8 protein-coding genes and 7 tRNA genes are annotated in these 12321 nt (G+C 55.8%); 13 read left to right on the top strand and 2 right to left on the bottom strand.

Going from position 1 to position 12321, the window contains the following annotated elements; genetic code table 11:
• Positions 1-80: 80 nt before the first annotated feature.
• Positions 81-2030, bottom strand: a complete 1950-nt coding sequence (gene nagE / locus ACK5JN_RS00470; RefSeq protein ID WP_416868342.1) for a PTS N-acetyl glucosamine transporter subunit IIABC — start codon at positions 2028-2030, stop codon at positions 81-83.
• Between the two features lie 339 nt (positions 2031-2369).
• On the opposite strand from nagE, the gene nagB reads away from it, so the two are divergent.
• From nagB to ACK5JN_RS00410, 12 genes are all read left to right on the top strand, one after another.
• Positions 2370-3170: a glucosamine-6-phosphate deaminase gene (nagB, locus tag ACK5JN_RS00465; RefSeq protein ID WP_416868341.1), complete on the top strand. Its 801-nt coding sequence runs from the start codon at positions 2370-2372 to the stop codon at positions 3168-3170.
• 58 nt (positions 3171-3228) lie between these two features.
• Positions 3229-4377: an N-acetylglucosamine-6-phosphate deacetylase gene (nagA, locus tag ACK5JN_RS00460; protein WP_416868340.1), complete on the top strand. Its 1149-nt coding sequence runs from the start codon at positions 3229-3231 to the stop codon at positions 4375-4377.
• An 8-nt stretch (positions 4378-4385) separates the two neighbouring features.
• Complete coding sequence (nagC, locus tag ACK5JN_RS00455; RefSeq protein ID WP_416868339.1) at positions 4386-5606, top strand: DNA-binding transcriptional regulator NagC; 1221 nt, start codon at positions 4386-4388, stop codon at positions 5604-5606.
• 68 nt (positions 5607-5674) lie between these two features.
• Positions 5675-6427: an HAD-IIA family hydrolase gene (locus tag ACK5JN_RS00450; protein WP_035892682.1), complete on the top strand. Its 753-nt coding sequence runs from the start codon at positions 5675-5677 to the stop codon at positions 6425-6427.
• A 270-nt stretch (positions 6428-6697) separates the two neighbouring features.
• Positions 6698-8362, top strand: a complete 1665-nt coding sequence (asnB, locus tag ACK5JN_RS00445) for an asparagine synthase B (RefSeq protein ID WP_416868338.1) — start codon at positions 6698-6700, stop codon at positions 8360-8362.
• Positions 8363-8642: 280 nt separating this feature from the next.
• A tRNA-Met gene (locus ACK5JN_RS00440) sits at positions 8643-8719 on the top strand.
• Between the two features lie 8 nt (positions 8720-8727).
• Positions 8728-8812 (top strand) — tRNA-Leu (locus ACK5JN_RS00435).
• Between the two features lie 23 nt (positions 8813-8835).
• Positions 8836-8910, top strand: a tRNA-Gln gene (locus ACK5JN_RS00430).
• 36 nt (positions 8911-8946) lie between these two features.
• Positions 8947-9021: transfer RNA gene (locus tag ACK5JN_RS00425), tRNA-Gln, on the top strand.
• A 16-nt stretch (positions 9022-9037) separates the two neighbouring features.
• Positions 9038-9114 (top strand) — tRNA-Met (locus ACK5JN_RS00420).
• A gap of 45 nt (positions 9115-9159) precedes the next feature.
• A tRNA-Gln gene (locus ACK5JN_RS00415) sits at positions 9160-9234 on the top strand.
• 105 nt (positions 9235-9339) lie between these two features.
• Positions 9340-9414 (top strand) — tRNA-Gln (locus ACK5JN_RS00410).
• 86 nt (positions 9415-9500) lie between these two features.
• On the opposite strand, the gene ubiF is transcribed toward ACK5JN_RS00410, so the two are convergent.
• Positions 9501-10664: a 3-demethoxyubiquinol 3-hydroxylase gene (gene ubiF, locus ACK5JN_RS00405; RefSeq protein ID WP_416868367.1), complete on the bottom strand. Its 1164-nt coding sequence runs from the start codon at positions 10662-10664 to the stop codon at positions 9501-9503.
• A 149-nt stretch (positions 10665-10813) separates the two neighbouring features.
• Between ubiF and miaB the strand changes: the two genes are divergently transcribed.
• Complete coding sequence (gene miaB / locus ACK5JN_RS00400; RefSeq protein WP_416868337.1) at positions 10814-12238, top strand: tRNA (N6-isopentenyl adenosine(37)-C2)-methylthiotransferase MiaB; 1425 nt, start codon at positions 10814-10816, stop codon at positions 12236-12238.
• The last annotated feature ends 83 nt before the right edge of the window (positions 12239-12321 follow it).

The raw sequence follows: 12321 nt of genomic DNA, 5'->3' as shown, positions 1-12321 counted from the left end.
AGCGGGAATTTGCGGCAAAAAAAAGCGGCGGAGGAATTCCCCCGCCGCTTAAGGCATTAATCCACTTTACTCAGGAGCGATTATTTACCTTTAATCTCATACAGCGGCGTTTGACCCGCCACCACGTGACCTTCGGCTTTAATGACCAGGCCGCCGAAATCATCGCTGTTGCTGCAAACCACCGGGCTAATCATTGAGCGCGCGTTCGCGTTCAGGAAGTCCAGATCCATTTCCAGGATTGGCTGACCTGCTGCAACGATCGCCCCCTCTTCCACCAGACGGCTGAAGCCTTTACCTTCCAGCGCGACGGTATCGATACCCATGTGGACAACGATCTCCGCACCTTTATCTGTTTCCAGACAGAACGCGTGGTTGGTATTGAAGATTTTCACGATGGTGCCCGCCGCCGGAGAAACCACGATCTTGTCCGTCGGTTTCACCGCCACGCCGTCGCCTACCGCTTTGCTGGCGAACGCTTCGTCAGGCACCTGTTCCAGCGCCACCACATCACCGGTAATCGGTGAAACCAGCGTTTCAACGGTTGCCGCGTTGGCCACAGCCTGCGGTTTAGCCGCCGTGGTCGCCGCTGCCGGCGCGCTTTCCGCTGCTGCGGCGGCAACCGGGCCACGCGCAACCACTTTCTTCATCGCATCGCCAATCGCTTCCGCTTTCGCGCCCACGATAACCTGGATGGTTTGTTTGTTCAGTTTCACCACGCCGGAAGCACCCAGACGTTTGCAGACGGCGTCGTTAACCTTCGCGGAGTCAGCAACGCTCAGACGCAGACGCGTGATACAGGCATCAATATTTTTCAGGTTGTCAGTACCACCGACGGCCGCGATGTAGCTGGTGGCCAGCTGATCCAGACCTTCTTCAGTATTGCTGTTGGCTTCTTCGGTCACGACGCTGTCGTCTTTATCTTCGCGGCCCGGCGTTTTCAGGTTAAACATGCGAATAACCACGCTGAACAGCACGAAGTAGATAACGAAGAACACCAGGCCCATCACCACCAGCATCCAGACGTTCTGGCTCGCTGCCGGCAGACTGTACATCAACACGTAGTCGATAGCGCCTGCGGAGAAGGAGAAGCCCGCGTGGATACCCAGCAGCGTGGCGATAAACAGGCTCACACCGGTCAGAATCGCGTGCAGGAGGTACAGTACCGGCGCCAGGAACATGAACAGGAATTCCAGCGGCTCGGTGACGCCGGTCAGGAATGCGGTGACCGCAACGGACAGCAGCATACCGCCGACCATCGGACGACGCGCTTTCGGCGCAGCGAAGTACATCGCCAGCGCCGCACCCGGCAGACCGAACATCATGATCGGGAAGAAGCCGGACATGAACATCCCCGCGGTGCCGTCACCCGCATAGAAGCGGTTGATGTCGCCGTGGAAGACCGCACCGGCTGCGTTGGTGAACTCACCAATCTGGAACCAGGCGATGGTGTTCAGCACCTGATGCAGACCGGTTGGGATCAGCAGACGGTTGATGAAACCAAAGATACCGGAACCCAGCGCGCCCGCGCCGACGATCCATTCACCGCCCGCATGGATGGCGTTCTGCACCGGCGGCCATACGTAGCCGAAGATAGCAGCCAGCACCAGGCAGAAGAAGCCGGTGGCGATCGGGACAAAGCGTTTGCCGCCGAAGAAGCTCAGGAAGTCAGGCAGTTTGATACCCGCCCAACGGTTATAGGTCGCACCGCCGACCAGGCCGGTAATGATACCCGCCAGCACACCCATATTGATGGCTGGGTTAATGGTGACCATGGCTTTGGTCAAAATAAAGTAACCGACCGCACCAGCCAGCGCTGCCGCGCCCGCGTTGTCTTTCGACCAGCTGGACGCCACACCAATCGCGAAGATCAGCGCCAGGTTATCGAAGATAGCCCCGCCCGCTTGCGCGATAAACGCGACGTTCAGTAAATCTGGCTGACCAAATCGCAGCAACAGCGCCGCCACCGGCAGCACGGCGATAGGGAGCTGTAACGCCCTACCGAGTCGCTGGAAAAAACCTAAAATATTCATCTTATTCCCCCTACGAGACCCCGAGACGGCTTATCTAAGCCATTTTTTTATTGTGCAAAAGCATGACACTGCGATGTCTTATAAATTGCATATATACCTGTTGAGACATCAGAGTGTGTGAAAATTTAATTCGTATCGCAAATTAAACGCGTGTTTTTTGTGACTATAGTCACCAAATATTGTTCTCACCACTCCCTTTCACTGGCTAACTATGAAAACTTATTTTATCATTCAAAAAATCAAAACGGATTGCTCCCTATCGATGCAAACAGGTTACGCTTAGAGAGTGCACGGAGACGCCATCCGCCAACTTCTTACATTTAAATTTTGAGGTGAAGAATGAGACTGATTCCTCTCGTTAACGCTGAACAAGTCGGCAAATGGGCTGCTCGCCATATCGTTAACCGCATCAACGCGTTTAAACCTACCGCAGATCGCCCGTTTGTCCTCGGCCTGCCAACCGGTGGCACCCCGCTGGCGACCTATAAAGTCTTAGTCGAAATGCATAAAGCGGGCCAGGTTAGCTTTAAGCATGTTGTCACCTTCAACATGGACGAATACGTTGGCCTGCCGAAAGAGCATCCGGAAAGCTACCACAGCTTCATGCACCGTAACTTCTTCGATCATATCGATATTCCGGAAGAAAACATCAACCTGTTGAACGGCAACGCGCCGGATGTTGATGCAGAATGCCGTCGTTATGAAGAAAAAATTCGTTCTTACGGTAAAATTCACCTGTTCATGGGCGGCGTCGGTAACGACGGTCATATCGCCTTCAACGAACCGGCGTCTTCCCTCTCTTCCCGTACCCGTATCAAGACGTTGACGCACGAAACCCGCGTGGCAAACTCCCGCTTCTTCGACGGTGACGTTGCGCTGGTGCCAAAATACGCGCTGACCGTCGGCGTCGGTACGCTGCTGGATGCCGAAGAGGTGATGATCCTGGTGCAGGGCGCAACGAAAGCGCTGGCCCTGCAACAGGCCGTAGAAGGCAACGTCAACCATATGTGGACCATTACCTGTCTGCAGCTGCATCCGAAATCGCTGATCGTTTGTGACGAGCCATCCACGATGGAGCTGAAGGTGAAGACCCTGAAATATTTTACTGAATTAGAAGCGGAAAATATCAAAGGTCTGTAATGTCTTACCGTCCTGCGCCTCGGCGCGGGACAACATTTTTTGAACACCGGGGGTCGTAATGTATGCATTAACCCATGGCCGGATCTTTACCGGTCACGAAATTCTGGATGACCATGCGATAATCGTCGCCAATGGCCTTATTGAACGTATTTGCCCACTGGCTGATGTACCAGCGAACGTCGAACAGCGTTCCGTTAATGGCGCCATTCTCGCCCCTGGTTTTATCGACGTCCAGCTTAACGGCTGCGGCGGCGTGCAGTTCAACGACACCGCCGAGGCGGTCAGCGTTGAAACGCTGGAAATTATGCAGAAAGCCAACGAGAAATCGGGCTGCACCAGCTTCCTGCCGACGCTGATTACCACCAGCGACGACCTGATGAAACAGGGCGTGCGCGTGATGCGCGAATATCTGGCTAAACACCCGAATCAGGCGCTGGGCCTGCACCTTGAAGGCCCGTGGCTGAACCTGGTGAAAAAAGGCACCCACAACCCGGAATTCGTGCGTAAGCCGGATCACGAACTGGTGCAATTCCTTTGCGACAACGCTGACGTAATCACCAAAGTGACGCTGGCGCCAGAGATGGTCGCACCGGAAGTCATCACCGCGCTGGCTAACGCCGGTATCGTGGTGTCCGCCGGTCACTCTAACGCAACTGCGAAAGAAGCGCGCGTCGGTTTCCGTGCCGGTATCACCTTCGCGACGCACCTGTTTAACGCCATGCCGTACATGTCTGGCCGTGAACCGGGCCTGACCGGCGCGATTCTCGACGCGAATGAAATCTACTGCGGGATTATCGCCGACGGACTGCACGTCGACTTTATTAATATCCGTAACGCCAAACGTCTCAAAGGCGATAAGCTGTGCCTGGTGACCGATGCCACCGCCCCAGCAGGCGCCAATATTGATCAGTTCATTTTTGCCGGTAAAACAATATACTACCGCAACGGTCTCTGCGTTGACGAAAACGGCACCCTGAGCGGCTCGTCCCTGACGATGATCGAAGGCGTCCGTAATCTGGTCGAGCATGCCAATATTGCGCTGGACGAAGTGCTGCGTATGGCGACGCTCTACCCTGCTCGCGCGATCGGCGTTGAAAAACACCTCGGCAGCATCGCCCCGGGTAAAGTGGCGAACCTGACCGCATTTACGCACGATTTTAAAATCATCAAGACCATCGTTAATGGCGACGAGGTCGTTACTGAGTAAGAGAAAGTATGACATCAGGCGGACAAGCTCAAATTGGTAATGTTGACCTCGTAAAACAGCTTAACAGCGCGGCCGTTTACCGCCTGATTGACCAGCATGGGCCAATCTCGCGAATCCAGATTGCCGAGCAGAGCCAGCTTGCTCCCGCCAGCGTGACCAAAATCACGCGTCAGCTTATTGAACGCGGGCTGATCAAAGAAGTCGATCAGCAGGCCTCCACCGGGGGCCGCCGCGCTATCTCTATCATCACCGAAACCCGCAACTTCCACGCGATTGGCGTCCGTTTAGGTCGTCATGACACGACGCTGACGCTGTACGATCTCAGCAGTAAAGTGGTCGCCGAAGAGCACTACCCGCTGCCGGAGCGCACCCAGGAAACGCTGGAACACGCGCTGCTCAACACCATTGCCACCTTTATTGAGTTATGCCAGCGTAAAATCCGCGAGCTGATCGCCATTTCGGTCATTCTTCCCGGCCTCGTCGACCCGGAAAGCGGCGTCATTCGCTATATGCCGCACATTCCGGTCGAAAACTGGCGTCTGGTGGAGGCGCTGGAAAAACGCTTCAAAGTCACCTGTTTTGTTGGTCACGATATCCGCAGTCTGGCGCTGGCGGAGCACTACTTTGGTGCAAGCCAGGACTGTGAAGACTCCATTCTGGTGCGCGTACACCGTGGTACCGGCGCGGGAATCATCTCCAACGGGCGTATTTTTATCGGCCGTAACGGCAACGTCGGCGAAATTGGTCATATTCAGGTCGACCCGCTCGGCGAACGCTGCCACTGCGGCAACTTTGGCTGCCTGGAGACCGTCGCCGCCAACGCCGCGATTGAACAACGCGTACGACATCTGCTGGAGCAAGGCTACCAGAGCCGCGTCACGCTGAACGATTGCCACATCAAAACCATCTGTAAGGCCGCCAACAAAGGCGATCCGCTGGCCACGGAAGTGATTGAACACGTGGGCCGCCATCTCGGAAAAACCATCGCCATCGCCATCAACCTGTTTAACCCGCAAAAGGTGGTGATTGCCGGTGAAATCATTGAAGCCGACCGCGTGCTGCTACCCGCTATCGAAGGCTGCATCAATACTCAGGTATTGAAGGCGTTTCGCAAGAATCTGCCGGTGGTGCGCTCGACGCTTGACCACCGCTCCGCGATCGGCGCTTTTGCGCTGGTTAAGCGGGCAATGCTGAACGGGATTCTGCTGCAACATTTGCTGGAAGGTTAGTCCTGAGAGGTAATGCGGGGGATAACGTGTATAATTACGCCTCTTCGAAAACAAACACCGGGTAGTCCATGACCATTCAGAATGTAATCTGTGATATTGACGGCGTGCTGATGCACGACAACGTTGCCGTGCCGGGCGCGGCGGAATTCGTCGCGCGCGTACTGGATAAAGGTATGCCGTTTCTCTGTCTGACTAACTACCCTTCACAGACGGGTCAGGATTTGGCGAACCGCTTCGCCACCGCGGGCATCGATGTGCCTGACAGCGTGTTTTATACCTCGGCCATGGCCACCGCTGACTTTCTGCGTCGCCAGGAAGGGAAAAAAGCCTATGTGGTCGGTGAAGGCGCGCTGATTCACGAACTGTATAAAGCCGGGTTCACCATTACCGATGTCAACCCGGACTTCGTTATCGTGGGTGAAACGCGCTCCTTTAACTGGGAAATGATGCACAAAGCGGCCTTCTTTGTGGCCAATGGTGCACGCTTCATCGCCACGAACCCGGATACGCACGGCCGTGGCTATTACCCAGCCTGTGGCGCACTGTGCGCCGGCATCGAAAAAATCTCCGGCCGTAAGCCGTTTGTGGTTGGCAAGCCAAGCCCGTGGATCATCCGCGCCGCGCTTAACAAAATGCAGGCCCATTCAGAGCAGACGGTGATCGTCGGTGATAACCTTCGCACTGATATTCTGGCTGGCTTCCAGGCCGGGCTGGAAACGATTCTGGTGCTCTCCGGCGTCTCCACCGTGGATGACATCGATAATATGCCGTTCCGGCCTTCATGGATTTACCCGTCGGTGGCAGAAATCGACATCCTCTAATCGAAACCACGTCCCCGGACGTGGTTTTTTATTTTCACCCCACCAATAGAAGTGCAGAATCTAATAAAAACCGCTTATTTTTGATGATTCATCAAAAATCACGCTCATGGAATCACCATTTTTCAACATTCAACAACCCCTGTTGAGGTTTTTGCTTTTCCATCGCTAAAAACCTTGCGTCTCTCCCCCCTTTGCGGCATTTTTTATCTCAATAACGGCACACGCCGCACGCTTACACAGCACAACACCACAGGGTTAACGGAGAAGTCTATGTGTTCTATTTTCGGTGTACTGGATATTAAAACTGACGCGGGCGAGCTGCGTAAAAAAGCGCTTGAGCTCTCCCGCCTGATGCGCCATCGCGGCCCGGACTGGTCCGGTATCTATGCCAGCGATAAAGCCATTCTTGCGCATGAACGTTTGTCGATTGTTGACGTGAACGCCGGCGCACAGCCGCTGTATAACGAAAAGAAAACGCACGCTCTGGCGGTCAACGGTGAAATCTACAACCATCAGGCGCTGCGCGCGGAATATGCCGATCGCTACCAGTTCCAGACCGGTTCCGACTGTGAAGTTATCCTCGCGCTGTATCAGGAAAAAGGCGTCGATTTCCTTGACGATCTGCAGGGCATGTTCGCGTTCGCGCTGTACGACAGCGAAAAAGACGCATACCTGATTGGCCGCGACCATATTGGTATTATTCCGCTGTATATGGGCCACGACGAATTCGGTAACTTCTACGTTGCCTCTGAAATGAAAGCGCTGACCCCGGTTTGCCGCACCATTCAGGAATTCCCGGCAGGCAGCTATCTGTGGAGCAAAGACGGTGAAATCCGTCAGTACTACCAGCGTGACTGGTTCGATTACGACGCGGTGAAAGACAACGTTACCGACAAAAACGAACTGCGCCAGGCGCTGGAAGAGTCCGTGAAAAGCCACCTGATGTCCGACGTGCCTTACGGCGTGCTGCTCTCCGGCGGTCTGGACTCTTCGGTTATCTCGGCGATCACCAAGAAATTCGCCGCCCGTCGCGTTGAAGATCAGGAACGCTCTGAAGCCTGGTGGCCGCAGCTGCACTCCTTTGCCGTTGGCCTGGAAGGTTCACCCGACCTGAAAGCCGCGCAGGAAGTGGCTAACCATCTCGGCACCGTGCACCATGAAATTCACTTCACCGTGCAGGAAGGCCTCGATGCGATTCGTGACGTTATCTACCACATCGAAACCTACGATGTGACCACCATCCGCGCCTCAACGCCGATGTACCTGATGTCACGTAAAATCAAAGCGATGGGCATCAAAATGGTGCTGTCCGGCGAAGGTTCCGATGAGGTGTTCGGCGGCTACCTGTACTTCCATAAAGCGCCAAACGCCAAAGAGCTGCACGAAGAGACCGTGCGTAAGCTGCAGGCGCTGCACATGTACGACTGCGCTCGCGCCAACAAAGCGATGTCCGCCTGGGGCGTGGAAGCGCGCGTACCGTTCCTGGATAAAAAATTCCTCGACGTGGCGATGCGTATCAACCCGCAGGACAAAATGTGCGGCAACGGCAAGATGGAAAAACACGTGCTGCGCGAGTGCTTCGAGTCTTATCTGCCGGCCAGCGTTGCGTGGCGTCAGAAAGAGCAGTTCTCCGACGGAGTGGGCTACAGCTGGATTGATACGCTGAAAGAAGTGGCGGCAAAACAGGTGACCGATCAGCAGCTGGAAACCGCGCACTTCCGCTTCCCGTACAACACGCCGAGTTCCAAAGAAGGCTATCTGTACCGCGAAATCTTTGAAGAGCTGTTCCCGGTGCCGAGCGCTGCGGAATGCGTGCCGGGCGGCCCGTCCGTAGCCTGCTCCTCGGCGAAAGCGATTGAGTGGGATGAAGCGTTCAAAACCATGGACGATCCGTCTGGCCGTGCGGTAGGCGTGCATCAGTCGGCTTATAAGTAGGCGTGATGGTTGAATAGAACAGCCCCCGAGGGAAACATCGGGGGCTTTTTTGTTTTGGCCGTTAGTGTATTAACCCAATAGTCCCGCCGCGCATGAGAGTATATTGGGTGCCTGAGATAACGATAAATAGCCAATAACTGCCGAATAATGCGCCATGCTGTTCGCAACCTAGCCAAACAGTCACATTCCGGTGAATTTCATTGAAAAAGGTGTTGACGGTCCAGGGCTCAATACGCATAATGCGCCCCGCAACGCCGATAAGGTAACGCGAAAAAAAGATGGCTACGTAGCTCAGTTGGTTAGAGCACATCACTCATAATGATGGGGTCACAGGTTCGAATCCCGTCGTAGCCACCATCTTTTTTGCGGGAGTGGCGAAATTGGTAGACGCACCAGATTTAGGTTCTGGCGCCGCAAGGTGTGCGAGTTCAAGTCTCGCCTCCCGCACCATTCACCAGTAAGCGTTGCACGGATGGGGTATCGCCAAGCGGTAAGGCACCGGTTTTTGATACCGGCATTCCCTGGTTCGAATCCAGGTACCCCAGCCATATTTCTTCGATATTTGCGGTTCACCGCGACGGTATTGGGGTATCGCCAAGCGGTAAGGCACCGGTTTTTGATACCGGCATTCCCTGGTTCGAATCCAGGTACCCCAGCCATCGAAGAAAACAATCTGGCTACGTAGCTCAGTTGGTTAGAGCACATCACTCATAATGATGGGGTCACAGGTTCGAATCCCGTCGTAGCCACCATATTCAGGAGCATCGAGTTCACTCGGTTATCCGAAAACAATTTGTTGGGGTATCGCCAAGCGGTAAGGCACCGGATTCTGATTCCGGCATTCCGAGGTTCGAATCCTCGTACCCCAGCCAATTTTAAAAGTCGTTCATCCTGATGAATGCGCCCGTTGGGGTATCGCTAGGCTGTAAGGTATCGGGCTGAGTCCGGCACGTACAGCAAGATGACCAACAAACAATTGGGGTATCGCCAAGCGGTAAGGCACCGGATTCTGATTCCGGCATTCCGAGGTTCGAATCCTCGTACCCCAGCCAAATTCAAAAAGCTCGCTTCGGCGAGCTTTTTTTGTTTTTGTGCCAATGTTTCCCGGGGTCACTGCGTTCGCCCGGGCTACTCCTGACTACAACCCCAACGCGTACTTCAGCGCCTGACGCTTCAATACGCCCGCCCGCTGTGCCGCCATTAATCCGACATTACGCAAAATACGCAGCGGGCCGAGGCTGTTGCTAAAACCGGCGTAGAACAGATCCATTCCGCTCTGCATCAGCAGATTGTCCACCCGGCGGCGCGACTGATAGCGTTCGAGCACCGGCAGGCTGGCCCAGTCTTCGCCGACGCTGCGCGCGTTCGCCAGCACGTCCAGCAGCGCATCAACGTCACGGTAGCCCAGATTCACGCCCTGCCCCGCCAGCGGATGAATGGTATGCGCGGCGTCGCCCACCAGCGCCAGCCCCGGCTGCACATACTGCAACGCATGGCGGCGCGTCAGCGGGAATGCCCCTGCCGCCACCGGCGTAACATTTCCTAAACGCTCCGGAAAATGCGCGCTGATTTCTCGCTGGAGTTGCGTCATCGACAGCGACTGTAGCTGGCGAATGCGCGCCGGGGTGTCGTACCACACCAGCGAGGCCCAGCTATCGTAAAGCGGTAAAAAGGCACGCGGCCCGGTCGGCGTAAACTGCTGCCAGGTGCTGTCACCAGGTTCGTTTTCGGACTTCACGGTAATCAGCATACAGGACTGCGGATACTGCCAGCCGTGCACGCCGATCCCCGCCAGTTGCCGCACCTGCGACTGCGCCCCGTCGGCACCGACCACCAGACGAGCAACAATCTCAGTGTCATCTGCCAGGTGCAGGTGCTGGCCGTCCATTTTCTTTAACGCACTGCCGTGCAGCAGCGTGACCTGCGGATGCGCCTCCAGCGCCTGCCACAGCGCCAGCTGCAGCACGTTGTTCTCGACCATATAGCCGAGGTTTGGCAGCTTCAGCTCGGCGGCATCAAACACCACGTGGGCGGTCTGCCACTCCCAGGTCTCCAGCCGACGCCACGGATGGGCGCGCATCGCCAGCACCGCGTCCCACACGCCCAGGCTGCGCAACAGCTGCACCGACGCGGCGCTGATGGCCGAAATACGCACGTCCGGCTGAGCCGCGGGATCGAAAGCTGGCGGCGGCGCTTTATCCAGCACCGTCACCGAAAAACCATTCTGCGCCAACCCCAGCGCCAGGGCGCCGCCGACCATCCCACCGCCGATTATGGCAACGTCTGTATGTCGAATTGTCATCATTTATTATCCTTAAAGCCGAATCCCTTAAGTTTACCGGACTTTTGCCCGTCGCGGCGAATATCCGCCATGCTGGTCACAACGGCATCAAAGCATTACAATACGCGCCCTGCAATGTTGGCTATTCATAATTGAGCAAGAGCAAGTCGATGACAAAAAAACTCCATATTAAAACCTGGGGCTGTCAGATGAACGAATACGATTCATCGAAGATGGCCGATCTGCTGGATGCCACTCATGGGTATCAACTGACTGAAAACGCAGCAGAAGCCGATGTCCTGCTGCTGAACACCTGCTCAATTCGTGAGAAAGCGCAGGAGAAAGTCTTCCACCAGTTAGGCCGCTGGAAACTCATTAAAGCCAAAAATCCCAAGGTCATTATTGGTGTCGGCGGCTGCGTCGCCTCCCAGGAAGGCAAGCTCATTCGCCAACGCGCCCACTACGTGGACATTATTTTTGGGCCGCAAACCCTGCACCGCCTGCCGGAAATGATCGACGCGGTGCGCAATAATCGCCGTCCGGTGATTGACGTCAGCTTCCCGGAAATCGAGAAATTTGATCGTCTGCCGGAGCCGCGCGCCGAAGGCCCGACCGCATTTGTGTCAATCATGGAAGGCTGCAACAAATACTGCACCTACTGCGTGGTCCCATACACTCGCGGCGAAGAAGTCAGCCGCCCGTGCGACGATATCCTGTTTGAGATAGCCCAACTGGCGGCGCAGGGCGTGCGTGAAGTCAACCTGCTGGGGCAGAACGTTAACGCCTGGCGCGGCGAGAACTACGACGGCACCACCGGCTCGTTCGCCGAGCTGCTGCGTCTGGTGGCCGCCATTGACGGCATTGACCGCGTGCGCTTCACCACCAGCCACCCGATCGAGTTCACCGACGACATCATCGACGTCTATCGCGATACGCCGGAGCTGGTGAGCTTCCTGCACCTGCCGATTCAGAGCGGTTCCGACCGCGTGCTGACGATGATGGGCCGCCCGCATACCGCGCTGGAATATAAATCGATTATTCGTAAACTGCGCGCCGCGCGTCCAGATATCCAGATCAGCTCCGACTTTATCGTCGGCTTCCCGGGCGAAACCACCCAGGACTTCGAACAGACCATGAAGCTGATTGCCGACGTGAACTTTGACGTCAGCTTCAGCTTTGTCTTCTCCGCCCGTCCGGGGACGCCGGCGGCCGATATGGTCGACGACGTGCCGGAAGAAGAGAAAAAGCAGCGCCTGTACATTCTTCAGGAGCGCATCAACCAGCAGGCCATGGCCTGGAGCCGCCGTATGCTGGGCACCGTCCAGCGTATTCTGGTGGAAGGCACCTCGCGTAAGAGCATCATGGAGCTGACCGGGCGCACCGAGAACAACCGCGTGGTCAACTTTGAAGGTTCGCCGGAGATGGTCGGTAAATTTGTCGACGTGGAGATTACCGACGTCTATACCAACTCGCTGCGCGGTAAGCTGGTGCGTACCGAAGACGAGATGGGCCTGCGCGTGGTTGAAACGCCGGAATCGGTTATTGCCCGTACCCGCAGAGAGAGCGAGCTGGGCGTAGGCATCTACCAGCCGTAATCTTCCAGGCCCGTCAGCTCTGGCGGGCCTTGTATTTCCTCCTGCCACCCCCATATTTATCGCAATGCTTGCGCCTTTTGACT

It is taken from the genome of Kluyvera sp. (genome assembly GCF_047971185.1).
GTDB lineage: Bacteria > Pseudomonadota > Gammaproteobacteria > Enterobacterales > Enterobacteriaceae > Kluyvera.
This window is presented reverse-complemented; position numbering and strand designations above follow the sequence as displayed.